Annotated in this window: 23 protein-coding genes and 1 tRNA gene; 7 read left to right on the forward strand and 17 right to left on the reverse strand. The window is 62.7% G+C overall.

Going from position 1 to position 24,475, the window contains the following annotated elements:
* Positions 1 to 18 precede the first annotated feature (18 nt).
* A complete protein-coding gene (locus LB538_RS06235; protein WP_224529830.1) occupies positions 19 to 1,698 on the forward strand; it encodes an electron transfer flavoprotein-ubiquinone oxidoreductase in 1,680 nt (559 codons plus the stop codon).
* 134 nt (positions 1,699 to 1,832) lie between these two features.
* A complete protein-coding gene (locus LB538_RS06240) occupies positions 1,833 to 2,429 on the forward strand; it encodes a DUF922 domain-containing protein (RefSeq protein WP_224529827.1) in 597 nt (198 codons plus the stop codon).
* A gap of 31 nt (positions 2,430 to 2,460) precedes the next feature.
* Here the strand turns inward: LB538_RS06240 and LB538_RS06245 are convergent, their stop codons facing one another.
* From LB538_RS06245 to LB538_RS06265, 6 genes are all read right to left on the reverse strand, one after another.
* On the reverse strand, positions 2,461 to 3,471 hold the full coding sequence (locus tag LB538_RS06245; RefSeq protein ID WP_224529824.1) for an endonuclease/exonuclease/phosphatase family protein: 1,011 nt from the start codon (positions 3,469 to 3,471) through the stop codon (positions 2,461 to 2,463).
* A gap of 127 nt (positions 3,472 to 3,598) precedes the next feature.
* Entirely contained in the window at positions 3,599 to 5,056 is a 1,458-nt protein-coding gene (locus LB538_RS06250; protein WP_224529820.1) for an AMP nucleosidase, read from the reverse strand.
* 275 nt (positions 5,057 to 5,331) lie between these two features.
* Positions 5,332 to 5,526 (reverse strand): hypothetical protein, encoded by a 195-nt coding sequence (locus LB538_RS06255; RefSeq protein WP_095766908.1) that lies wholly within the window; start codon positions 5,524 to 5,526, stop codon positions 5,332 to 5,334.
* 66 nt (positions 5,527 to 5,592) lie between these two features.
* Entirely contained in the window at positions 5,593 to 5,727 is a 135-nt protein-coding gene (locus tag LB538_RS29155; protein ID WP_263481629.1) for a hypothetical protein, read from the reverse strand.
* 288 nt (positions 5,728 to 6,015) lie between these two features.
* Positions 6,016 to 6,357 carry a DUF2147 domain-containing protein gene (locus LB538_RS06260; RefSeq protein ID WP_224529817.1) on the reverse strand — a complete coding sequence of 114 codons (342 nt, stop codon included), beginning with the start codon at positions 6,355 to 6,357 and terminating at the stop codon, positions 6,016 to 6,018.
* A gap of 69 nt (positions 6,358 to 6,426) precedes the next feature.
* Positions 6,427 to 6,615, reverse strand: a complete 189-nt coding sequence (locus tag LB538_RS06265; RefSeq protein ID WP_224529814.1) for a hypothetical protein — start codon at positions 6,613 to 6,615, stop codon at positions 6,427 to 6,429.
* Between the two features lie 178 nt (positions 6,616 to 6,793).
* Between LB538_RS06265 and LB538_RS06270 the strand changes: the two genes are divergently transcribed.
* Together LB538_RS06270 and LB538_RS06275 are read left to right on the forward strand one after the other, a co-directional pair.
* Positions 6,794 to 7,060 (forward strand): sel1 repeat family protein, encoded by a 267-nt coding sequence (locus tag LB538_RS06270; protein ID WP_027164869.1) that lies wholly within the window; start codon positions 6,794 to 6,796, stop codon positions 7,058 to 7,060.
* A 367-nt stretch (positions 7,061 to 7,427) separates the two neighbouring features.
* Positions 7,428 to 8,549 carry an ABC transporter substrate-binding protein gene (locus LB538_RS06275; protein WP_095766910.1) on the forward strand — a complete coding sequence of 374 codons (1,122 nt, stop codon included), beginning with the start codon at positions 7,428 to 7,430 and terminating at the stop codon, positions 8,547 to 8,549.
* Positions 8,550 to 8,688: 139 nt separating this feature from the next.
* Here the strand turns inward: LB538_RS06275 and LB538_RS06280 are convergent, their stop codons facing one another.
* The 7 genes from LB538_RS06280 to LB538_RS06310 form a co-directional block, all read right to left on the reverse strand.
* Positions 8,689 to 10,653, reverse strand: a complete 1,965-nt coding sequence (locus tag LB538_RS06280) for an acetyl/propionyl/methylcrotonyl-CoA carboxylase subunit alpha (protein ID WP_224529812.1) — start codon at positions 10,651 to 10,653, stop codon at positions 8,689 to 8,691.
* Positions 10,654 to 10,756: 103 nt separating this feature from the next.
* A complete protein-coding gene (locus tag LB538_RS06285; protein WP_224529809.1) occupies positions 10,757 to 11,287 on the reverse strand; it encodes an O-acetyl-ADP-ribose deacetylase in 531 nt (176 codons plus the stop codon).
* 2 nt (positions 11,288 to 11,289) lie between these two features.
* Entirely contained in the window at positions 11,290 to 12,897 is a 1,608-nt protein-coding gene (locus LB538_RS06290) for a carboxyl transferase domain-containing protein (RefSeq protein ID WP_224529807.1), read from the reverse strand.
* Between the two features lies 1 nt (position 12,898).
* Positions 12,899 to 14,062 carry an isovaleryl-CoA dehydrogenase gene (locus LB538_RS06295; protein ID WP_224529804.1) on the reverse strand — a complete coding sequence of 388 codons (1,164 nt, stop codon included), beginning with the start codon at positions 14,060 to 14,062 and terminating at the stop codon, positions 12,899 to 12,901.
* A 42-nt stretch (positions 14,063 to 14,104) separates the two neighbouring features.
* Positions 14,105 to 14,752 carry a TetR/AcrR family transcriptional regulator gene (locus tag LB538_RS06300; RefSeq protein WP_224529803.1) on the reverse strand — a complete coding sequence of 216 codons (648 nt, stop codon included), beginning with the start codon at positions 14,750 to 14,752 and terminating at the stop codon, positions 14,105 to 14,107.
* Positions 14,753 to 14,871: 119 nt separating this feature from the next.
* Entirely contained in the window at positions 14,872 to 15,153 is a 282-nt protein-coding gene (locus LB538_RS06305) for an acylphosphatase (RefSeq protein WP_224529801.1), read from the reverse strand.
* Positions 15,154 to 15,364: 211 nt separating this feature from the next.
* The gene (locus LB538_RS06310; RefSeq protein ID WP_224529792.1) at positions 15,365 to 16,477 is read right to left on the reverse strand and encodes a pyridoxal phosphate-dependent aminotransferase; all 1,113 of its coding nucleotides are present in this window, start codon (positions 16,475 to 16,477) and stop codon (positions 15,365 to 15,367) included.
* A 231-nt stretch (positions 16,478 to 16,708) separates the two neighbouring features.
* Between LB538_RS06310 and LB538_RS06315 the strand changes: the two genes are divergently transcribed.
* Entirely contained in the window at positions 16,709 to 18,385 is a 1,677-nt protein-coding gene (locus LB538_RS06315; protein ID WP_224529790.1) for a tetratricopeptide repeat-containing sulfotransferase family protein, read from the forward strand.
* Between the two features lie 194 nt (positions 18,386 to 18,579).
* Here the strand turns inward: LB538_RS06315 and LB538_RS06320 are convergent, their stop codons facing one another.
* The 3 genes from LB538_RS06320 to LB538_RS06330 form a co-directional block, all read right to left on the reverse strand.
* On the reverse strand, positions 18,580 to 19,773 hold the full coding sequence (locus LB538_RS06320) for a porin (protein ID WP_224529788.1): 1,194 nt from the start codon (positions 19,771 to 19,773) through the stop codon (positions 18,580 to 18,582).
* 99 nt (positions 19,774 to 19,872) lie between these two features.
* The gene (locus tag LB538_RS06325; RefSeq protein WP_224530027.1) at positions 19,873 to 20,115 is read right to left on the reverse strand and encodes a GIY-YIG nuclease family protein; all 243 of its coding nucleotides are present in this window, start codon (positions 20,113 to 20,115) and stop codon (positions 19,873 to 19,875) included.
* 223 nt (positions 20,116 to 20,338) lie between these two features.
* Positions 20,339 to 20,429 (reverse strand) — tRNA-Ser (locus tag LB538_RS06330).
* 443 nt (positions 20,430 to 20,872) lie between these two features.
* Between LB538_RS06330 and LB538_RS06335 the strand changes: the two genes are divergently transcribed.
* Complete coding sequence (locus tag LB538_RS06335; protein WP_224529786.1) at positions 20,873 to 22,039, forward strand: porin; 1,167 nt, start codon at positions 20,873 to 20,875, stop codon at positions 22,037 to 22,039.
* A gap of 234 nt (positions 22,040 to 22,273) precedes the next feature.
* Positions 22,274 to 23,347 (forward strand): tyrosine-type recombinase/integrase, encoded by a 1,074-nt coding sequence (locus tag LB538_RS06340; protein WP_224529784.1) that lies wholly within the window; start codon positions 22,274 to 22,276, stop codon positions 23,345 to 23,347.
* Between the two features lie 71 nt (positions 23,348 to 23,418).
* Here LB538_RS06340 and LB538_RS06345 read toward each other — a convergent pair whose 3' ends face one another.
* Positions 23,419 to 24,312, reverse strand: coding sequence for an alpha/beta fold hydrolase (locus tag LB538_RS06345; protein ID WP_224529781.1), 894 nt, complete (start codon positions 24,310 to 24,312; stop codon positions 23,419 to 23,421).
* Positions 24,313 to 24,475 lie beyond the last annotated feature (163 nt).

The following is a 24,475-nucleotide window of genomic DNA, read 5'->3' on the forward strand; positions in this document are numbered from 1 at the left end:
CGAGCCAGTGAGGGGCCGATGAGCGAAATCGAACGCGAGAGCATGGAATTCGACGTGGTGATCGTCGGCGCTGGTCCCGCCGGCCTTGCCGCCGCGATCCGTCTGAAGCAGCTCAACCCGGACCTTTCCGTCGTCCTCCTGGAGAAGGGCGGCGAGGTTGGCGCCCATATCCTCTCCGGCGCCGTCGTCGACCCGATCGGCATCGACCGGCTGCTGCCCGGCTGGCGCGAAGAGGAGGGCCATCCGTTCAAGACACCGGTGACGGACGACCATTTCCTGGTGCTCGGGCCCGCCGGTTCCTTCCGCCTGCCGAACTTCCTGATGCCGCCGCTGATGAACAACCACGGCAATTACATCGTCTCGCTGGGCAATGTCTGCCGCTGGCTCGCGACCAAGGCAGAGGCGCTGGGCGTCGAGATCTATCCGGGCTTCGCCGCGGCAAGCCTCGTCTACAACGAGGCCGGCGCCGTCAGCGGCGTCATCACCGGCGACATGGGCGTCGAGAAGGACGGCACGCATGGCCCGGCCTACGCGCCAGGCATGGCACTGATGGGCAAATATGTGCTGATCGGCGAAGGTGCGCGGGGCTCTTTGGCCAAGCAGCTCATCGCCAAATACAAGCTTTCCGAAGGCCGCGAGCCCGGCAAATATGGCATCGGCCTCAAGGAGCTGTGGCAGGTCAAGCCCGAGAACCACAAGCCTGGTCTCGTGCAGCATTCCTTCGGCTGGCCGCTAGACATGAAGACCGGTGGAGGCTCCTTCCTCTACCATCTCGAGGACAACCAGGTGGCGGTCGGCTTCGTCGTCCACCTGAACTACAAGAACCCGTATCTGTCGCCCTTCGAGGAATTCCAGCGCTTCAAGACCCATCCGGCGATCGCCGGCACCTTCGAGGGGGCCAAGCGCATCGGCTACGGCGCACGCGCCATCACCGAGGGCGGCTGGCAGTCGGTGCCGAAGCTTTCCTTCCCCGGCGGCGTGCTGATGGGTTGCGCGGCAGGCTTCGTCAACGTGCCGCGCATCAAGGGCTCGCACAATGCGGTGCTCTCCGGCATGCTGGCGGCCGAGCATGTGGCCGGGGCGATTGCCGGCGGCCGCGCCAATGACGAGCTCGCTTCCTACGAGGAAGCCTGGCGCGGCACCGATATCGGCAAGGACCTGAAGAAGGTGCGCAACGTCAAGCCGCTCTGGTCGCGCTTCGGCACCATTGTCGGCGTCGGCATCGGCGGTCTCGACATGTGGCTGAACACGCTGTTCGGCTTCTCGCCTTTCGGTACGCTGAAGCATGGCAAGGCCGACTATGCGACGCTCGAACCCGCCGCCCAGCATCAGAAGATCGCCTATCCGAAGCCGGATGGCGTGCTGACCTTCGACCGGCTGTCCTCGGTGTTCCTGTCGAATACCAACCACGAGGAAAACGAGCCGGTGCACCTGATCGTCGGCGACATGGCGCTGCAGCAGCGTTCCGAGCACGATGTCTTTGCCGGTCCCTCGACTCGCTATTGCCCGGCCGGCGTTTATGAATGGGTGGACAAGGACGGCAACGCCGCCGCCGATCCTTCGGCCAAGGACGTGCGCTTCGTCATCAACGCGCAGAACTGCGTCCACTGCAAGACCTGCGACATCAAGGATCCGAACCGGAACATCAACTGGGTGCCGCCACAAGGCGGCGAAGGCCCGGTTTACCAGGGCATGTGAGCCGCTCCGACCGGGCCGTCTCGACTGCCGCTCCAACAGGCCCGGCGAAGGTCGGGTAGCCGCGCCTTATCGGCAGAGACCGTTGAAGCCGGGCGCCGAGTATGGTCTGCTTCGCGTCAAACGAGGAGGCGGACATGCGGCGCATCAGCCTGGCGATTTTAGCTGCTGCCGGCATGCTTTCTTGCGCGCCTGCCTTCGCCGGCACCAAGCTGACCGTGCATGTGCGCAGCTACGACGTCACCGGCAGGACCGGGGCTGAACTGATCGAGGCGATGGATGGCCTCGGGCCGAGGCACGGCCATGCCACGCGCGCCATCGCCGAGACCGGCTATACCGTGCATTGGAACCTCGACGTGAAACGGGACAACGGCATCTGTCGGCTGCGTCAGGCCACCGGCACGATCGACCTGACCTACACCTTTCCGCGCCGGACGTCCCCATCCGGTCCGGTCCTGCGCAAGCGCTGGGATCGCTTCATGGCCGGCGTGCGCCAGCACGAGCATACCCATGGCCGCATCGCCAAGCAGATGATGCGGGCGACCGAGACGGCGCTTGCCGGGCTCGAGCGGCTGGACAACTGGTTCTGCACCGGTCTTCGCTGGGACGCCAGACGCCGCATCGACACGATCTATGCCGACTACGAGGCCAGGCAGATTGCCTTCGACGCGCGCGAGCACCGCGACGGCGGCCATGTCGAGAAACTGGTCAATGCATTGATGGGGAAGAACTGAAACTCCAGCCCGTTCGCCGACCGAGCGGACGTCAGCTCCGCGGCTTGTTCGGCGCGTCGTTCGCCGCCAGCGCCGATTTGTGCTCGTCCTCGGGCGCGTTGCTGTCGGTCGGCAGCGTGAATTCGACCAGGACCGGCAAATGGTCGGAGCCGATGTCCTCCAGCCGGGCCGATGACAGGATCGTCACCCCGCCCTTGCTGAACACCTGGTCGATCGGCAGGCCCGCATAGCGGCGCAGAAAGTCAGGCAGCGTGCGGTGGATCCAGGTCGGACCGGCCGAAGGCATCAGAGTCATACCGCTCATTCGCGCCACCCGCCGCACCGCCGCGCTCCACGGCACGGCATTGCAGTCGCCTGCCATGATGGCGGTCTCGCCGAGCGCGGCCAGCGGTTGCGCCAGTTCGCCGATCTGCCAGTATTGCTCCTTCGGCCACGGCCAGCTGAGATGGATCGCGGCGACATTGACCGGAATGCCACCGAAATCGATCATCGCGGTAGCCATCGCGCCGCGCGGCTCGCAACGCGGCGCGGTGCCGGCGGCGAAGGGACGGCGCGAGAGCAGCGCGACGCCGAAAATGCCGTTGGGGTAGTCGCACAGGATACGATAGGGGTAGGCGCCGGCGATATAGCTGAGCTCCTTCGCCCACATGCCGGACACTTCGTCGAGCGTGATGACGTCCGGGTTGGTCCTGCCGATCAGCGACAGCACCTTCTTCGGCGTCGGGTTGTTGAAGCGCAGGTTCATCTGCAACAGGCTGTAGGTGATGCGGTCGGCCGGCTTTGCGACCGCCTGCTGCGCCGACAATCTGGGCAGTGCGCCCGTCGTCGTAACGAAGCAGGCGATGGCGAAGACCAGCACGGCGACGGCCTGCAGCCGGTAGGGACCGGCCAGCAGGGCCAGCGCGAGCAAGGCCGTCAGCAGGCTCAGATGCATGCGGAAATGAGAGAAGGAATCGAAGGCCGGATGCAGCGCGCCGAAGAACCCGGCCAAGAGCGCAGCCGAGCATGCTATCATCGCCAGGACTATCAGCTGAGCCATCATGCTCAAGCGCGCACCGCCCGTTGTCATTTTCTCCGAAGCCCCAGTCTTCCGTTCGGACCGGTTATCGGCCAAATTGCGGCCCAAGCAAGACGACCGATTGCCTCGCCGGTCGCTGGCAGGCGTGCGGTTATTGGAATGCCGTTTCGGAAAAGCTTCTGAGCTTGCGCGAATGCAGCCGCTCCATCGGCATTTCGGCCAGCTTCTCCATCGCCTTGATGCCGATGGTCAGATGCTGCGCCACCTGTCGCTTGTAGAACTCGGTCGCCATGCCGGGCAGCTTCAGCTCGCCATGCAGCGGCTTGTCGGAAACGCACAGCAGCGTCCCGTAAGGCACGCGGAAGCGGAAGCCGTTGGCGGCGATGGTGGCCGATTCCATATCGAGCGCGATGGCCCGGGACTGCGACAGGCGCTGCACCGGTCCGCGCTGGTCGCGCAGCTCCCAGTTGCGGTTGTCGATGGTGGCGACGGTTCCGGTGCGCATGATGCGCTTGAGGTCGTAGCCCGACAGGCCGGTCACTTCGGCGACCGCCTCCTGCAGCGCCACCTGGATTTCGGCCAGCGGCGGGATCGGCACCCAGACCGGCAGGTCGTCGTCGAGCACATGGTCCTCGCGCACATAGGCATGCGCCAGCACATAGTCGCCCAACGCCTGCGTGTTGCGCAGCCCGGCGCAGTGGCCAAGCATCACCCAGGCATGCGGCCTCAGCACCGCTATATGGTCGGTGATGGTCTTGGCGTTGGACGGGCCGACGCCGATATTGACCATGCTGATGCCGCCATGGCCCGGCTTCTTCAAGTGGTAGGCCGGCATCTGCGGCAGGCGGTGCGGCGGCGTTCCTTCCGGGACCGTCTCCCCGTTCCTGGTCACGACATTGCCGGGTTCGACGAACTCGACATAGCCGCTGTCGCCATTGGCCATCAACTCGCGGGCGCGCGCCACGAATTCGTCGATGTAGAACTGGTAATTGGTGAACAGCACGAAGTTCTGGAAGTGCTGCGGGCTGGTCGCCGTGTAATGCGTCATGCGGTGCAGCGAATAATCGATGCGCTGCGCGGTGAAAGGCGCCAGCGGCCGCGGCTCGCCGAACGCCACCTCGAAGGTGCCGTTGGCGATCTGGTCGTCGGTGCCGTCGAGATCGGGCACGTCGAACAGGTCGCGGATCGGTCGCTTGATGCGCTCGGCGGCGGCGCCGTCGACATAGGTGCCTTCCAGGAAGGCGAAATGCAGCGGGATGGGTGTCGTCGATTCCGAGACCGTCACCGTCACGCCGTGATTGCGCATGATGAGCCGAAGCTGCTCGATGAGATAGTTCTCGAACAGTTGCGGCTGCGTGATCGTGGTGGCGAAATGGCCGGGCGTCGGCATATGGCCATAGGCCTGGCGCGAGTCGACCTGGCTGAACGAGGTCGTGGTGACGCCGATCTGCGGATAGAAGGCCCGGTAGCGCTTGCTTTCATCTCCGCCCGCGGCAAGGGCTGAGAAAGAATCGCGCAGGAATTTGGTGTTGCGGTCGTACAGCGTCTGCAGCGCCGCGACGGCCTTTCTGGCGTCGTGGAAGTCCTGCTTGCCGAAGGGCTCCGGCATGACGACCGAGTCGATGGCTTGGGGATAGATTCGCTTTTCCATGGCCCAATATAGAGATTTGGAAGAGCGGTTGGGAGGGGTGAGCGGACAGGAACCGCAACCCAGCTGGAGATTTTTTGTTATCGCTCCGATTCAAGGTGTGACGCGATTCAGGTCAGGCCGAGTCGAGAAAGGTGGATTCCGAGAACCGGAGCGGAGCGTACTTTTCGTACGTGAGCACCGGAAGCGCAGGAAGCCGCGTTTCGCAGGCCGGCCTCACCTGAATATTGTCACATCTACCCGCGCTGCAGGCTGATCAGCAACACGAAGCCTACGCTGGTGTTCTTGTGCGGCGGCGCCTCGATCCTATGGCTTGTATCGGCCCGCATCATCGGCACCGCCAGCACCGGGGCTGCCAGCAGCATCAGGATAAGCATCGCCCGCGGCAGCAGCCGGAGGATCTTTGTTGCATTGTCGGCGATGCGGTTCATTTTGGTGGTATCCCGGTTTCCAGCTTGGTCGATTTTAAGCTTTGTCGTTTCAGCGCTCGATTTGGTTCACGAGGCCGACAATGCGGGCACCGGCCGTTCCCAAGGGCGGGCCGAATGACCGGCCTCCGCCACCAGGATGGCGAAGAGCATGCCGAACAGGCTCATCAGCAGGCAGACGATGGTGAAGCGACGGGCAAGCATTTCTCTCTCCTTCAATGCGGGAGAAAATGCCTGACGGCCTCTGAACCGGTTCTGAGACCGGTATTCATCTGCGGTTCAAATTGATTGACGAGAGTCTTGCACCGTGCCGGTGCCACAGCGCGGCGGAGGGCTGTCGCTGCAAAAGAAAACGGGGCCGCGTAGAGCAATTTCAGGAAAAGTGAGCGGTTCTCCGCCCGGAATTGCGTCAAACAAAGAAATAGGGCGTTTCACCGTGCCGTGAAAACGGTGAAACGCCCTTGGCCGTCTCGTTGGTCTGGAGTTTGGCGCTTAGAGCTTGTGCCAGGTCTGGCTCTTGCAGATCAGGCCGCCGAGCACGCAGCCGCTCATCTTGAGCGCGGTGCCCGAGAGCGTCGCCTTGCCGGAATAGGTCTTGTCGTTTGCCGGGTCGGTGATGCTGCCGGCATATTTGTTGTCGCCGGCCGCCTTCAGCGAGCCGATCGTCTTGCCGGCGTATTTGCCGGTCTTGAGCGTGATCGAGAAAGAACCGCTCCCGCCGATCGCCGCGGTGTCGCCGGCCTGCGTCTTCCAGTTGCCTTCGATCGGGTCAGCGCATGCGGCGCCCGCCATGATCAAGGTGGCCGCCAGGGCCACAGTCAGCTTTCGAAACATCGTGTCCACCTCCCTATGGGGTTGCGGCGGGCTCCAGTCCGCCTTCCTGCCCCTTACGCAAAGGTAAAGCTAATCCAGCCGCCGCCAAAACGAAAGCGGTGCCGCGACGGAAGGTTGCAAGGATTTTCGCAGCGCGGCCGACTGAAAATAAACGCGACCGAAAAACGCTTCGGTTTCCGTGGTTAGCGAAGTCTTGATTCTGCCGCCGGCAATTTTCATCGAATTTGATGCAAAATGGCTGAAACGCTGGATTCCCATGCTTAACGGTTTTCCGCGTTTACCTCTTGTTTTAGCTTTGTTTTCCTCAAATTAAGCAAGCCATTTAACGACGGATTCAAGGCCAGCCGTCATCCTCGAAAGCATCGAAAGAGCGGCTCGCCCCGAGGGATACCAAGGGAAAAGGAGGCAGCTCTCGGGAGCCAGACAGGGGATTGAAATGGCACGCTTTGAAATGCTTGAGGACGGCTTCGGCGCCATGGGGGCAACTGCCCAGGCCGACATTCTTTTCGAACTGGGCATGATGTATGCGACGGGGCGCGATTGCGAGACCGATGTCGTTGCCGCCCACAAATGGTTCAACATCGCCGCGATCAAGGGCTCGGCCCGCGCCGCCGAGCTGCGCTCGGAACTGTCGGCCACCATGTCGAAAGTCGAGATCGCCACGGCGCTGCGCGAAGCCCGCGAATGGATGACGATGCACTGATCCTCAGCGCGTAGCGCTCAGAGCTCATCGGGACAAGGCCGCGAAAAGACGGCCGGTCAAGAAGAACGAGAACGTGGCGGGTTGAGACAACCGAGGCCACGCAAAAAACAGGGAAGCGAGCGGGTTTCAGGCGCGGGGGCGTCTGGGGAGCTCGACTGCAAAAGCCGTGACCGACCGAAACAAGGTCGGCGCGGCTTTTTGCATTACACTTGGCAATCAGGCGCGTGGCCCAAGAAATCCTCGTCGGAATGAACCAAAGCCGGCCTCACTGTCCTCTCGACAGTTTCGGCGAAGGGTGAAATTGTCCCGGCTCTGTGGAAGAAGCGCGGCCGGATCGGCACGCGCAAGTGGAGGAGTTCTTATAGTCATGAAAAAATTGGGTATTTTGAGCGCGGCCGCTTTTGGCCTGATGATGAGCGCCCCGGTTGCCTTCGCCGACGACATCACCATTTCGGTGGTCGGCCCCATGACCGGCCAGCTCGCCACCATCGGTGACCAGTTCAAGCAGGGCGCGCAGGCCGCCGCCGACGCGATCAATGCGGCTGGCGGCGTCAACGGCTCCCAGATAAAGCTCGACATCGAGGACGACCAGTGCGATCCCAAGCAGGCGGTCTCGGTCGCCAACCGCATCGTCGCCAACGGCGTCAAATTCGTCGACGGCCATGCCTGCTCGGGCTCCAGCATTCCGGCCTCGGCCGTCTATGCCGAAGCCGGCACGCTGATGATGAGCCCCGCCTCGTCCAACCCGGTGCTGACCGACGCCGCCGCCAAGGCCGGCTGGCCGACCATCATGCGCCTCTACACGCGTGACGACGCGCAGGGCGCCTTCATCGGCCCCTGGATCGCCAAGAAATACGCCGGCAAGAACGTTGTCGTCCTGCACGACAAGAGCGCCTACGGCCAGGGCGTTGCCGACGCCGTGAAGGCGACGATGAATGCCGGCGGTCTCAAGGAAGTCGACTACGAAGGCATCAATGCCGGTGAGAAGGACTATTCGGCCCTCGTCACCAAGCTGAAGGAACTGAAGGCCGACGTCGTCTATTTCGGCGGCTATCACCCCGAGGCGGGTCTGATCCTGCGTCAGGCGGCCGAGCAGAACGTCAAGTTCCAGCTGATCATGCCGGACTCGATCGCTTCGCCGGAATTCTGGCAGGTTGCCGGCCCGGCCGGTGAAGGCACCATGTTCGTCTTCCCGTCGGACCCGCAGGCCAAGCCTGAAGCGAAGGACGCGGTCGCCAAGATCAAGGCCGGCGGCTTCACGCCCGAGGGCTTCACGCTGTTCTCCTATGCCGTGATCCAGGCTGTGGCCGAAGGCGTCAAGCGCGCCGGCACCGACGATCCGGCCAAGGTCGCGGAGGCGCTCAAGGACGGCAAACCGATCAGCACCGTGGTCGGCGACGTCATCTTCGACGAGAAGGGCGATCTGAAGAACGCCAGCTACGACATCAACCAATGGCACGACGGCAAATACGCGCCGATCAAGCCGTAATCGGTTCTGCAAGAATCAAGGAAATGGCCGGGACGAGCCCGGCCATTTCCGTTTGTGCTGCGGCATTGACGTGCAGGGGAGGCTGTCCCGCCATATCTAATTATTTTGTCTCGTTAACGAGACAACTCGAACAGCCGCTTCAGCCCTGCCCATTCTCCGCGAACCGCACCAGCACAGTGCCGTCGCTGACCTGAGCGCCCTCGGCCGCGATCTCGGCGATCACGCCGTCATGCGGGGCGGCGATCATGTGCTCCATCTTCATCGCTTCGAGGATCAGAAGCGGCTGGCCCTTGATCACGGCATCGCCCGTTGCGGCGCGCACCAGCTTGACCAGCCCCGGCATCGGCGCGCGCAGGCTGCCTGAGGCAGCTCCCGCCTCGTCGGCCTTGGCGAGCGGATCGGGGACCGTGAACGTATAGCCGACCGCGCCCTCGAAGACGGTGACATGGCCTGGCCAGCGGGCCGCATGCGGCATGGTCCTCAAATCATGCGTGTTCACCGCATCGTGCGGTGCCTCCAGCGCCACCTGGAAGCGGCCGTCCGAGCGTGCCGAAACCCGCGCCAGGATGTTCTCCTCGCCATAGCGCAAGCGGGTGCGGCGCGAGAGCGGGTGGAAATGGGCATAGCTGGAAAGCGTGGACCAGGGATCGGCGGCGGAAGCGGGCACGGCGGTATCCGCCGCCGCCAGCGCCGCGGCTGCGATCGTCTCGTCGCTCGGCGGGGGAATGGCGGTGAGCGCCGCCTGGTGCCGGCCGATCAGCCCGGTATCGAGATCGCCGGCAGCGAAATCGGCGTCGGCAGCGAGCGCCGCCAGGAAGGCGGTGTTGACGGTCGAGCCGGCCACTTCCGTCCGCGCCAGCATCTCGCGCAGCGTGCCGAGCGCCGACGCCCGATCCTTGCCGTGCGCTACCAGCTTCGCGATCATCGGATCATAGAAGGGAGAGATCGCATCCCCGGCGCGCACGCCGGTCTCGATGCGTATCGCGGCACCTTCCGGCGCCGCGTCGGGGAATTTGAGATGATGCAGCGTGCCGGTCGCCGGCAGGAACCCTCTCGCGGCGTCCTCGGCATAGAGGCGGGCCTCGAAAGCGTGGCCGGACAAAGCGATCTCATTCTGCATCTTCGGCAGCGTTTCGCCGGACGCGACGCGAAGCTGCCATTCGACGAGATCGACGCCGGTGACCATCTCGGTGACGGGATGCTCGACCTGCAGTCGGGTATTCATCTCCATGAACCAGAAGCGGTCGGCCTTGAGCCCCTGGGAGGCATCGACGATGAACTCGATCGTGCCGGCGCCCGAATAATTGATCGCCTTGGCAGCCTTCATGGCCGCCTCCGTCATTGCCTTGCGCAGCGCCGGCGTCATGCCGGGGGCGGGCGCCTCCTCGATCACCTTCTGATGGCGGCGTTGCGCCGAGCAATCGCGTTCGAAAAGATGCACGGCGTTGCCGAAATTATCGCCGAACACCTGCACTTCGATGTGACGCGGCTTGTCGACATATTTTTCCACCAGCACGCGATCGTCGCCGAACGCCGCCTTCGCCTCGCGACGCGCGCTGGAAAGCGCCTCCGAGAAATCGTCGGGGTGCTCGACGCGCCGCATGCCCTTGCCGCCGCCGCCGGCGCGCGCCTTGATCAGCACCGGGTAGCCGATCTCGCGCGCCTTGGACGCAAGCAGCACAATTTCCTGCGCTTCGCCGTGATAACCCGGCACCACCGGCACGCCGGCCTTTTCCATCAGCCGCTTGGCGGCGTCCTTCAATCCCATGGCGCGGATCGAGGCGGCGGAAGGACCGATGAAGACAAGGCCTGCCGCCGTCGCCTGATCGACGAAATCGGGGTTTTCCGACAGGAAGCCGTAGCCGGGATGGATGGCCTCGGCGCCGGTGGCGAGCGCCGCCGCCACGATCCTGTCGCCGCGCAGATAGCTTTCGCCGACGGGCGAGGGGCCGATATGCACGGCCTCGTCGGCCATCTCGACATGGAGCGCGCGGGCATCCGCGTCCGAATAGACGGCGACGGTGCGCACACCGAGCCTGCGGGCGGTTCGGATGACGCGGCAGGCGATCTCGCCGCGATTGGCGATCAGGATCTTGCCGAACATGGAACCTCCGCAGCCAGGGTGTGTCTCGGGCGACGACGGCATACCTTCGCGCCCCTCCAGCTGATCATCTGAATTTGCCTGTACTGAGCCTTTTGCTCCAAGATCAGCTCTCCCCAATGGCCGCAACGGCCTGCCGATATAACTCCGCCGTCTGCTCGTCGAAGCAGCAGAAAGTAACCGTATCCGGCAGCGCATTTTGCCTCAGGAAGGCGCTTACGGCACCAACAGCGATCTCCGTCGCCTGGTCTTTCGGATAGCCATAGATGCCGGTCGAGATCGCCGGGAAAGCGATGGTTCGACAATCATGGCCGAGCGCGATTTCGAGCGAGCGCCGGTAGCAGGAGGCGAGCAGCTCGGCTTCGCCCTGGCCGCCGCCTCGCCAGACCGGACCGACCGTGTGGATGACATAGCGCGCCGGCAGCCGATAGCCCTTGGTCAGCTTGGCGTCGCCGGTCTTGCAGCCGTGAAGCGTGCGGCACTCGGCAAGCAGCTCCGGCCCGGCCGCGCGATGGATGGCGCCGTCGACGCCGCCGCCGCCCAGCAGCGAGGAATTGGCGGCATTGACGATCGCGTCGACCGCGAGCATGGTTATGTCGCCGGTGTGGATACGGATCCTGTCGCCGAGAGCGCTCATCGTCACATCCTGAACACGCCGAATTTCGTCGCCTCTGTCTCCGCATTGAGCGCTGCCGAGAGGCTCAGCGCCAGCACGTCGCGGGTCTTGGCCGGATCGATGATACCGTCGTCCCAGAGCCTGGCCGAGGAATAGAGCGGATGACCCTCATGCTCGTATTTCATCAGGATCGGCTTCCTGAACTTCGCCTCCTCCTCGGCGCTCCATTCACCGCCCTTGCGCTCGATGCCCTCGCGCTTGACCATGGCAAGCACCGTCGCCGCCTGCTCGCCACCCATCACCGAGATGCGCGCGTTCGGCCACATCCATAGGAAGCGAGGCGAATAGGCGCGGCCGCACATGCCGTAATTGCCGGCGCCGAACGAGCCGCCGATGATCACCGTGAGCTTCGGCACCTTTGCGGTGGCGACCGCCATCACCAGCTTGGCGCCGTCCTTGGCGATGCCGCCGGCCTCGTATTTTCGCCCGACCATGAAGCCGGTGATGTTCTGCAGGAAGACCAACGGAATGCCGCGCTGGCAGCAAAGCTCGATGAAATGCGCCCCCTTCAGCGCGCTTTCGGAAAACAGCACGCCGTTGTTGCCGATGATGCCGACCAGCATGCCGTGCAGATGGGCAAAACCAGTAACCAACGTGGTGCCATAGTTTTGCTTGAACTCGTCGAACTCCGAGCCGTCAACGAGTCGGGCAATCACCTCGCGCACGTCATAAGGCTGGCGCAGGTCCGTCGGCACGATGCCGTAAAGTTCGCTCGGGTCATGACGCGGCGGCACCGGTTTCTGCAGATTGAGCTTTAGAGCCTTGTTCCGATTCAGGTTCTTGACGATGCGCCGGCAAATGGCCAAGGCGTGTTCATCGTCCATCGCATAGTGGTCGGCCACCCCGGAGAGCCTGGTGTGGACATCGGCGCCGCCGAGCTCCTCGGCGCTGACATCTTCTCCGGTGGCGGCCTTCACCAGCGGCGGGCCGCCGAGAAAAATGGTCGCCTGGTTGCGCACCATGATCGTCTCGTCCGACATCGCCGGCACATAGGCGCCGCCCGCCGTGCAGGAACCCATGACGCAGGCGATCTGCGGGATGCCGGCGGCCGACATGTTGGCTTGGTTGTAGAAGATGCGGCCGAAATGCTCGCGGTCGGGAAACACCTCGTCCTGGTTGGGCAGGTTGGCGCCGCCGCTGTCGACCAGATAGACGCAAGGCAGGTTGTTCTGCAGCGCGATCTCCTGCGCCCTGAGATGCTTCTTCACCGTCAGCGGATAATAGGTGCCGCCCTTCACAGTGGCGTCGTTGACGACGACCATGACTTCGGTGCCCTCGACGCGGCCGACGCCGGTGATGATGCCGGCCGAGGAAATGTCCTCGCCATACATCGACCATGCCGCGAACTGCCCGACCTCGAGGAAGGGCGAGCCGGTGTCGAGCAGTTGCGCCAGCCGCTCGCGCGGCAACAGCTTGCCGCGTGAGACGTGGCGTTCGCGGGCTTCGTCCGAGCCGCCGCGCTCGACGCTTGCCGCCTTCTCGGCGATGTCGGCGACCAGTGCGCGCATGCGCTCCGCATTGGCGCGAAACGTGTCGGAGGAGGGGGAAATTTGAGTTTGCAGTGTGGCCACGTTAAACCCCCTCCGCCATGATCTCGCGACCGATTAGCCAGCGGCGGATCTCGCTGGTGCCGGCGCCGATCTCGTAGAGCTTGGCGTCGCGCAGCAGCCGGCCCGTCGGATAGTCGTTAATGTAGCCGTTGCCGCCGAGCAGCTGGATAGCGTCGAGCGCCATCTGCGTCGCTTTCTCGGCGGCGAACAGCACGCAGCCGGCGGCGTCCTTGCGCGAGGTCTCGCCGCGGTCGCAGGCGGCCGCCACCGCGTACACGTAGGCCCGCGCGGCGTTCATCGTCGAGTACATGTCGGCAAGCTTGCCCTGCACCAGCTGGAACGTGCCGATCGGCTGGCCGAACTGCTTGCGCTCATGCACGTAAGGCACAGCGACGTCGAGGCAGGCCGCCATCAGCCCGATCGGGCCCCCGGACAGCACCGCGCGCTCGTAGTCGAGCCCCGACATCAGCACCTCGACGCCGCGCCCTTCCTCATGCAGCACGTTCTCGAACGGCACCTCGACATCCTCGAACACGAGCTCGCCGGTGTTGGAACCGCGCATGCCGAGCTTGTCGAGTTTTTGCGCCACCGAAAAGCCGGCCATCGTCTTCTCGACGATGAAAGCCGTGATGCCGCGCGCATGGCGTTCCGGATCGGTCTTGGCATAGACCACCATCGTCCCGGCGTCGGGACCGTTGGTGATCCACATTTTCGAGCCGTTGAGCACGTAGCGGTCGTTGCGCTTTTCGGCGCGCAACCGGAGCGACACCACGTCCGAGCCGGCGCCTGGTTCCGACATCGCCAGCGCGCCCACAGTTTCGCCCGAGCAAAGGGCAGGCAGGTACTTCTCTTTCTGCGCCGGGGTGGCCCAGCGGTTGATCTGGTTGACGCAGAGGTTCGAGTGCGCGCCGTAGGAGAGGCCGACCGAGGCGGACGCGCGCGAAATCTCCTCCATCGCGACGACATGCGCGAGATAGCCCATGCCGCTGCCGCCGAAGTCCGGATCGGCGGTGATGCCGAGCAGGCCGAGCGCGCCGAGCTCGCCCCAAAGATGCGCGGGAAATTCGTTGCAACGGTCGATCTCGGCCGCGATCGGCGCGATCCTGTCCTGGGCGAAGCGCCTCACCGTGTCGCGCAGCGCCTCGATGTCGGGATCCAGTCCGAAGTTCAGCGTATTCGTGTACATGCCGTTCCTCCCTGCGCGGGTCTTCGCGGAGATCGCGCCGTATCAGAGTGCCACGGCGTCCCTGGCGCGCGCCGAGGGACGCGCGGTGCCATGGCTGATTGTCGCGCCGACCAGGCGCATTGTCATCGAAAGATATGATGCCGTGACTTCGGCGATCGACAGCCGCTCGCCCGGCCGGAACCAGACGATGACGCCGGTCATCATCTGGATCAGCGCCATGGCAGTGAGCCCGGTGTCGTCGACCTGAAAGACACCAACCTCGGCGCCGTCGCGCAGGATCGTGCGCAGTTCCTTCTCATAGGCCGTGCGCATTTTGAGGATCTGCGTCAGCCTTTCATGCGAAAGGCTGCGCAATTCCATGTTGGAGACATGGGTGGCGTGACGCCGCCCGATGTGGAAAGCGATGTGGTTTTCGACATAGGCGGTGAGCCGGTCCACCGGATCGACGCTCGCCGGTCGCGCCGCTTCCCAAGCCTCGAGCAGGCCTTCCATATGCTCTCGCATCAAGGTGAAAAGCAGATCTTCCTTGGTCGGGAAGTAGCGATAGAGCGCTGCCGCCTGCACGCCGACCTCGGCCGCCAGCTGCCGCATCGACATCGCCTCGTAGCCGAGACGCGCGATCAGGCTGACCGCCGCCTCGCGAACGGCCGCTTCGGTTTTCTCCCCGTCGGAACCTGTGGTGCGTGCCATATTTGCCTCTGGCAGCAATAATAAAACGAACGTTCAATTAATTCAAGCCTTTCCCTTCGAGGGTACGGCTGTCCAAAGCCATATGCGATTGCCCTTCCCTTCAGGGGAAGCTACCTGGCCTACTCGATGATTCTGAAATCGACGGGCGCCGCTTCGGCCGCCTCCTCGACCTCGACATTCGAGACGAGCGCGCCCCGCGGCCCTTGCCACAGGCGTTCGATCATCGCCGTGACAGCACCATCGTCGCCGGCGATCAGCGCGCTGACCGAGCCGTCACGCTCGTTGCGCACCCAACCCGTCAGCCCGAGACGTATTGCTTCTGCGCGCGCCCAGACGCGGTAACTCACACCTTGAACCGTACCGGAAACGCGCGCCCGAACGATTCTATGTTCGCCTTGCATTGCCTGTGCTCCGCGTTGCGCTTGGCGGAATCTGGCACAGCAAAGGGCAAAGGCAACAGGGGTTTGGGCTAGGGTGTGTTGAGATTCAGGTCAGGCCAAGCCGAAAATGGTGGCTTTCGAGAACCGGAGCGGAGCGGACTCGGGTCCGTGAGCACCGGAAGCGCAGAAAACCAGCATTTGCAGGCTGGCATCACCTGAATATCAACACATCCTAGTTCCCTCGCGCCGACGCCAAGGCGCCCGGCAATTCCTCGGCGAAGATGTCGAGCTCATGGTCGAGGCCGACGCTGACCCGGATGCAGCGGTCGAGCACTGGCGCCATCGGCTTGCGGATGAACACGTCGCGCGACAAAAGGTTCTGCATCACCTTCAGCGCGAAGGCGCCATCGCGGCCGCAGTCGATGGTGACGAAATTGGTCGCAGACGGCAACGGCTTCAGGCCGTTCTGCCTGGCAATGGCTGAAATACGCTCACGGCCTGCCGCCACCCGCGTCACGACCGAGCGCAGGTAATGCTGGTCGGCAAGCGCCTCGAGGCCGGCGACCTGCGCCATGCGGCTGACGCCATAATGGTTGCGGATCTTCTCGAAGTCGCGGATCACCTCCGCCTCCGCCACCGCGTAGCCGCAGCGTATGCCGGCCAGGCCGTAAGCCTTGGAGAAAGTGCGCATGCGAATGACGTTCGGCCGTGCGACATCGATCGCCGGCAGCGCCGAGGCCGGTCCCAGCTCGCCATAGGCCTCGTCGAGCACCAGCATGGTGGTTTCCGGCAGCGCTTCGATGAAGCGCACGACATCCGGCGCCTCCCACCAGCTTCCCATCGGATTGTCGGGGTTCGAAAGATAGACCAGCGGCGCCTTTTCGCTCGCGACCTTGGCGAGAAGACCATCCAGGTCCTCCTTGTCATTGGCATAGGGGACCGTGACCAAGCGGCCGCCGACCCCGGCGATATGAAAATTGAAGGTCGGGTAGGCGCCAAGCGAGGTGACCACCGCATCGCCGGGGCCGACATACATGCGCGCCACCACGCCGAGCAGGCCGTCGATGCCTTCGCCCACGACCACGTTTTCGATCGCCACGCCGTGATGCGCGGCGGCCGCCACCTTCAGCTCGTAATTGTCGGGGTCGCAATACATCCACTGGTCGCGGGCAACGCTCTCCATGCGGGCTATGACGCGCGGCGAAGGCCCGAAGCTGCTTTCATTGGCGCCGATGCGGGCCCGGAACGGCCGCCCCCGCTCGCGCTCCTGCGCCTCCGGGCCAACGAACGGCACCGTTGTGGGAAGCGCGCCGATGATTGGCGTGAGGGAAGGGCGACGAAGCATGGCACAGGCTCGCGTGGAAATGGCGTTCTTGCTAGCGTGAGCGGGGGAAGGGTGCAAGTTGGATGGCAAGCTGAAATTGACTGGCTTGACCGGCAGCCGGCGTCAGCTCTTGCGAGGTTTGCCGCTTGCATGGGGCTGGTGGACGCAGCGGCAGGCGCTGCTGTTGGCCTCGAGTTCGATGCGGACGACGTCTCGCTGGATTCTGCCTGCCGCTTTTGCTAGCGAGGCAGGATGAGCAACCGATTGCCGCCCGCTTGGGCAAAGCATCTCAAGACGCAACCCTCGGCTAAAGCGCTGCCGCCGAACGCTGCGCTGCCGAAAGCCAAGACGCAGGCCGGTCCATCGCGAGCGCATGCGGACGATATGCTGTTGCGGCGGGCGCTAGAGCTGCAAAAAGCCGAGCAATTGCCGGAGGCCGAGGAACTCTGTCTCAAGGTTCTGGCAAGAACGCCAAACCATCCGCTGGCATTCTATATCCTGGGAACTCTCGGACTCGGATACGATAACGAGAAGGCCTTGCGGTATTTCGCGCGGGCGGTCGCAGAGGAGCCACGAAATCCCTACTACCACCTTAGCCTTGGCGAAACCTATCTGAAGCTCAGCGAATTTACGCCGGCAATCAGGCACATTCAGCAGGCCTTGGCGTTGAAGCCTGACCTTGTGGAAGCTCTTTGCGCCTTGGGCGATGCCTACAACTCATTTGACAAGGGAGAAATGGCGCTGCCGCTGTTTGAGAAGGCACTCAAGATCGACCGGGATCATCCTCTGGCCCGGTTGGGGTTGCCCCGCGCGCTCGCAAGCCTCGGCCGTATGGACGAAGCCGCGGTTCATTTGAAAGAGGCGATAGAGCGGCGGATCGCGGTACCGGCTGCCTACAGTGCATTGGTGCAGACGCGTAAATTCACGGAAGAGCCGCCGGAGCTCGCGGCAATTCTAGCGGAGCTTCGAGACCCGGCCCATGGAGCGGAAGGAGCGGCGGCACTCCATCACGCTGCAGGGAAGCTGCTTAACGACCTCCGTCGCTACAGGGAGGCGATGGATCACTTCAAGAAGGGAAATCAAGCCGGGGGCCATAAATTCGATCTGGAAAACTACCGTCGCTGGGTCGATGTCATGATCGAAACCTTCACACCGGAGCTGGTGGCTTCAATGGCCGCTCATGGCAATCCCTCGGAGGTGCCTGTATTCGTTGTCGGCATGCCTCGCTCGGGTACGACGCTGACCGAGCAGATCTGTGCCAGCCATCCTGGTGTTCACGGTGCCGGCGAGCTCAGCAAGCTCAGCAGAATGGCCAATGGGATCGGTCTCAAAGGCAACTCCGACACAGACCTCGGCAAATCGATCGCGACGATTACCCCCGAACTGACCGAGACGCTAGCAGCAGAGCATCTTGCCTATCTGCGCGAGCGGGCTCCCGATTCGCTTCGAATCGTCGACAAGATGCCCCACAATTTCGAACTGATCGGGCTGATCGGCATCCTCTTTCCGAACGCGCGCATCATTCATTGCCGGCGCGATGCCATCGACAATTGCGTCTCATGCTTTGTCCTGCAGTTCAATGAAGCGCACAACTACAGCGCTGATCTTCGGACATTAGGACTTTACTACAGAGAGTATGACCGCCTGATGCGGCATTGGAACAAGGTTTTTCCGGGTCGCATATTCGAGAACCGTTACGAGACTTTGATTGAAAACCAAGAGGCGCAGTCGCGACGCCTCATCGATTATCTCGGGCTGCCTTGGGACGATGCCTGCCTGCGCTTTTTTGACAAGGATCGCTCGGTAAATACTTACAGCCTTTGGCAGGTTCGCCAGCCGATTTATAAGTCATCCGTCAAGCGATGGAAGAACTACGAGAGCGAGATCCAGCCGCTGATCGACGCGTTGGGAGATCTAGCTGAGGTTTGATCAGTAGCAATTCGCGTCGAGCCATAGCACTCCATCCGCTGATTGCTCGGGCCTAAGCCTCCTAATAGCGTGTGCAATTCCGGCGATCGCGCCGAATGCAGCGCTTTGTGCAAACGGTGCCGGGGTGCTGGAAGGGAGAAAGAAAAACCCGGCGGTTGCCCGCCGGGTTATCGATTTCGATCAGGCAATGCCTGTTAGAACGAACGCTGGAAGCGGAGCAGGCCGCCGACGCTGTTCTTCTTGTCCGCACCGGTGAAGTTGACGGTCGAGGTGGGATCGGCGTTCCACTGGTCAAACTTGCCAAAGTGATCGTAGTCGACTTCGGCGGTGACCGTGAAGCCGGGAACGATGTCGTAGGCGACGTTCGCCGCCACGCCGTAGTTCTTGTCCTCGTCACCCGACACCTGGAGGTTGAACGAGGTCTTCTCGTTGAACTTGTAGGTGCCGCCGGCCCAGAATGCCCAGTTGCCGCCCCAGATCTTGTAGAAGCCGCGACCGCGGGCGTCGATGACATTGGTCGGGTCGCTCAGATTGTTGTCGCTGCCGTAGCCGAACATGCCGAACAGCGACAGTTCATTGGTGACGTTGACGTCCAAGCGGACCTTGCCGGCGACTTCCTCGTAGTTGCTGTCGTAGGCCACGACGCCGGTGATGGCGCCCCAGCCCTGCGTCCACTTCACACCGCCGACGACATGCGGAACATAGCTGTCGATGGTCCCGACAGTGCCTTCCCCTTCTTCGAGCGAGACCACGGCCGAGAAGCCGTTGCCGGCGTCGAAGTAATACTGGACGACGTTGGTGTCGAAGTCGCCATAGGGGACCAGCGTATCCTGGATGACATTGCCGGCATAGCCGATGAACGTGTCGAAGGCCGATTCGTCCTTACCGACGCGCAGACCACCGAGCTGGATCCAGGCGAAGTTCAGCGTGACGCCTTTGTTGCCCGCAGGATTGTCGGTGAAGCCGGTGATGGCGCCACCACCGGTGCGTGAAACGGAGGCGCCGCGATTGTTGTTGCCGAAGTTGAAGCGGGTCTCGGTGTAGGTCTTCAACGTGCCGAGCTCGGTCTCCTGGCCCGTCCACGTCTTCAGCGTGAAGCGGGTGTTCTTGTACCAGGTGCTGTGGATGTCGCCGTCCTGGTGGTCGACGTTCTTCGCTCCGTCGAACGAGCCGACGTCTCCGAGGCCGATGTCGTAACGGACATAGCCGCCGATGCGCAGGCAGGTCTCGGTGCCGGGGATATAGAAGTAGCCCGAGCCGTACACGTCGCAGATCTTGACGTATTCAGCCGGTTCCGGCTCGGCGACGGTCACCGCGTCGGCGGCGCGGGCGCCCGAAACTGCGATCAGGGCCGCAGCTGAGCCGAGAAGAAGGCTCTTGATGTTCATTTTCTGACCTCCAGTCAGAATCGAACGGAAGAGTCGACTTCATTCGACCGCCATCAACGCCAGTGCTTTGTTATTGCTACTTTTTTGCTCTGGTGAATTCTACCAAAGGCGTTTGCTGGCGAACGCGTGGCCGGATCCGGATTTGAGATAGCGCTCGAATGAAGCCGCCTTCGCCTGGCTCGAAAAGGCCAAGTAGGTCACGATTCGCCACGGGAGAAACTTGGAAGTGTGACTGGACTTCCCAGCATTGTGCTCGGCCATCCGTCGCTTCAGGTCGGATGTCACGCCGATATAGCGCTCGCCTTCCGAAGCCTCGCTTTCCAGAAGATACACGTACCACAGAGCTCGGCCCCTTTCGCTGCGGCTTCGGAGGACATCCTGCTTCGCGCCTGGGGTACTGCCAATCCTATATTTGCGCGGGATTCGTTGGATGGTGCGTAGCGCGTAGCGCATGCCGAACGAACCGGCCCTCCTACGCCAAGGCTTCGGAGGGCATCCTCTCCGCCATCCTGCTTCGCGCGAACTGTTGGGGCTTGTCCTGCGAAGCGCGTAGCGCGAAGCAGGATGGCGGAGAGGATGGGATTCGAACCCACGAGAAGCTTTTGACCTCTACTCCCTTAGCAGGGGAGCGCCTTCGACCACTCGGCCACCTCTCCGTCGCGCCGCTGGATAAAGAAAAGCGCCGGCACAATCAACAAGCCGGCGCCATAATCGCCGAAAATTCGGCATGGTGCAGCTCGGCGGGCGGAGCCATGCGGCGATTCCATGGCGATTCCCTGCCCGGCGACTCGGGACTGGCACCGCAATTTCGGCCGTCCATCGCCGGATTCGACCGGCTGCAAGGCCTTATTGGTTAATGAGAACTTTCGGAGTGAGGCCAAATCGTGTCATTTGTGCAACAACGTCCGGGGATAGAGTCCGGATAGGGCTTTCGCCGATACGATCGTGGTTGAACCCCGCCGCCGCCTGGGTAAAGGTCACGTTCGAAGGAGCGGCGCGGTGCGCATCTTTTTCGGTAAGTGGGGATGGGGCAGGGAACGCTGTCCTTCAGCAAAAAATACCCAGACCCGTTTTTTAACTTTTGACTGGAGGTCAGAAAATGAACATCAAGAGCCTTCTTCTCGGCTCAGCTGCGGCCCTGATCGCAGTTTCGGGCGCCCGCGCCGCCGACGCGGTGACCGTCGCCGAGCCGGAACCGGCTGAATACGTCAAGATCTGCGACGTGTACGGCTCGGGCTACTTCTACATCCCCGGCACCGAAACCTGCCTGCGCATCGGCGGCTATGTCCGTTACGACATCGGCATCGGCGACGTCGGCTCGTTCGACGGCGCGAAGGCGTTCGATCATGAGGATGGCGACCAGCAGGACACGTTCTACAAGCAGGCCCGCTTCACGCTGAAGACCTGGACGGGCCAGGAGACCGAGCTCGGCACGTTGAAGACCTACACCGAGACCCGCTTCAACTTCGGCAATCACAACGACTACGGCTACCGCACCAATGGGGACACCAATTTCGCCCACAATAAGGGCGTTTCGCTGAACTTCGCCTGGATCCAGCTCGGTGGTCTCCGCGTCGGTAAGGACGAATCGGCCTTCAACACGTTCATCGGCTATGCCGGCAACGTCATCCAGGATACGCTCGTTCCCTACGGCGATTTCGACACCAACGTCGTCCAGTACTACTTCGACGCCGGCAACGGCTTCTCGGCGGTGGTCTCGCTGGAAGAAGGCCAGGGCCTCGTCGGCACCATCGACAGCTATGTTCCGCACGTCGTCGGCGGCGTGAAGTGGACGCAGGGCTGGGGCGCCATCACCGGCGTCGTGGCCTACGACAGCAACTACGAGGAAGTGGCCGGCAAGGTTCGCTTGGACGTGAACGCCACCGACGCGCTCTCGCTGTTCATCATGGCTGGCTACGGCACCGATGACAACCTCAGCGACGCGACCTGGGCAATCCCGGCCGGTGGCCGCGGCTTCTACAAGCAGTGGGGCGGCAACTGGGCAGTCTGGGGCGGCGGCACCTACAAGTTCAACGAGAAGACCTCGTTCAACCTTCAGGCGTCGTATGACGAGTGGAAGAATCTCGGTATCGCCGCGAACGTCGCTTACGACATCGTGCCCGGCCTGACGATTACGGCCGAAGTCGACTACTTGCACGCTGGCAGGTTCGACGATTTCGGCACCGGTACCGACAGACTCAACTGGACCAACGCTGACAAGAAGAACAGCGTCGGCGGCATGCTTCGCTTCCAGCGCTCCTTCTAAGGGCTGGACTGCTACAAGGGAAATCCGGCCCGAGCGTACGCTCGGGCCGTTTTGTTTTCGCGATAGGCCAAACGAAAGGATGGGGGTGAAAACGGTAAGCTGATCGGGTCTGTGGAGCGACTTTGTGGGATCCGCCACTGGCGGATGTGGTCGGCCGCGAGATTCGAAAACTCTTGAAAGGACATCTCCGAACGGTTAGGGCTGAAAGCTTAACCACAGGGGGTGTGGCTAAAAATGTCGAACGAAGCGATTCAAGAGGGGGAGCCCTCTGGTCAATTTGCGGTATTTTCTTCTCAGAATTCGAAGTTTAGGTACACCTACAACAAGATCCGGGAAGTAAAATCGTACAGGATCGGGGAACTCTTTGCAGCATACCGGGATATACTCTGGGATGATGGGCGGCATAAATACAATGTCAGCTCGTTCATCGGTGAAATAGACGAGATCCTTCTCGGAGAACGTTTCAGCACCTTCGACCAGAACACCTTGGACAATCTTATCGGTACCTTGCGCCAGCGCGGGAACAGCAACGCAACCATCAATCGCAAGATGGCTGCACTCAGCAAGCTGCTGCGCAAGGCTCATAAGATGGGAGATATCCACAGCCTGCCCGAGTTTCGCCGCCAGAAGGAGCGTGCGGGACGGATTCGTTTCCTCGAGAGGGACGAAGAAGCGAGGCTGTTCGCGGCGATCAGAAGCCGCAGCGAGGACGCCTACAGGCTCTCCGTCTTTCTGGTCGATACCGGCTGCCGCCTCGGCGAGGCGCTCGGCCTGATCTGGAACGACATTCAGGAGCACCGCGTTTCCTTCTGGATCACCAAATCGGGCCGCAGCCGCACCATTCCGATGACCGAGCGGGTCAAGGAGGTGATCAAGCTGCCGCCAAACACGGAAGGGCGCCGGCCGAAAGGTCCCTTCACCAAACTGACGCAGGCGCAGTACCGCGCCATCTGGAACGAAGCGAAAGCGGAAGTCGGTCTTGGCGCCGATGAACAGGTGGTGCCGCATATCCTGCGCCACACCTGCGCCTCCCGCCTCGTTCAGGGCGGCATCGATATAAGGCGCGTGCAGATGTGGCTCGGCCACCAGACGCTGTCGATGACCATGCGTTACGCGCATCTCGCCACCAACGACCTCGATGGCTGCGTCGTCGTTCTGGAGAAGCCGCGTACCGACGAGGCCCCGCGCCCGGCGGAGAGCTCGGTTTTTGCGTCTCCGTTGACCGCGCCGTCACCCGTCAAGACGGCTCGGAAGCAGAGCGGATCGGAACCGGCGAAGGCGCGCCGCAAGAGCTCGAAGGGCAAATAGGCGAGCGGCGCGCGTCGGCGAATCTATATTTTATCGACAAGCCCGAGATTGAGTTAGTCTCGGGCTTTACTTTATTTTGATTTGCGCTCTGCCCGATCAAGGAAATCCGCAATCTCCCGCGGCAGAGTGCCGGTTTCCAGAAAGGGCGCGTGTCCCTGACCTTCGACGGTGATCGTTTCCATGCCGGGATGCCGCCTTCCCATCTCCTCGACGGTCGCAGCGGATAATAGTTTTGAATTGCCGCCGCGAATGGCAAGCAGCGGCACGGTGGCTAAAGCGTCGAACTGCGGCCACAGATCCGGCAACGGCTTGCTGAAATCGACGCCGGCCAGTGTCCCCACCAGCGCCGGATCGAAATCCGGCAGCCAGCCGGCCTCCGTCTCGCGGCAGATTGCCCGGACCATCCGCAGCCAGTCGGCGTCGGTGAGCGCCGGGAAATCGGCGCCATGCACGCTGCGCTGAGCATCCACCGCCTCGGCGAATGTCTTCGGTCTCGGCGCCGGGTCGAGATAGGAGCGGATATGAGCCAGGCCCGCTGCCTCGATTACCGGGCCGATGTCGTTGAGCACGATGGCTTTCAGCACGGCGGGCTTCAATGCGCCGAGCACATGGATGATCAGGCCGCCCCGCGACGTGCCGACGAAGGCGGCCTGCTCGATGCCGAGCGCCGACAATCCGGCAAGGACATCGCCGGCTTCGACGCCGACATTATAGTGGCCGATATCCGGGTCGTGGTCGGATTGTCCGCGCCCGCGATAGTCAAAGGCGAGGACTTTTCGCGGCCTTTCCGCCTTGCTTGAGAGGTGGAGTGCCAGTTCGTGGAAATCGCGGGCGTTACGGGTGAGTCCGGGCAGGCAGACGACCGGCCAGCTGCCGGCATTCGCTTCGCCATAAATCTGGGCGTGGAGTTTCAGGCCGTCTGGCGCGGCGTAGAAGAAGTCGGAGAAACCTTCGCCGCTCGCCATCGCAATGCCGCTCCTCGCTAGGGGTGATCGACAGCTACAGGCGAGGGCAGGGATCGTCAAATGGGAGTTCTTCCTTCTCCCCTTGTAAGGGCTTTGCACAGAATCGGATCGGTGATTCCATGCGGATATCCGGCGAGGAGGGATTCGCGATGGTCGATCGAGT

The sequence above is a fragment of the Mesorhizobium sp. Ca11 genome (genome assembly GCF_020165275.1).
In the GTDB taxonomy this organism is placed as follows: domain Bacteria; phylum Pseudomonadota; class Alphaproteobacteria; order Rhizobiales; family Rhizobiaceae; genus Mesorhizobium.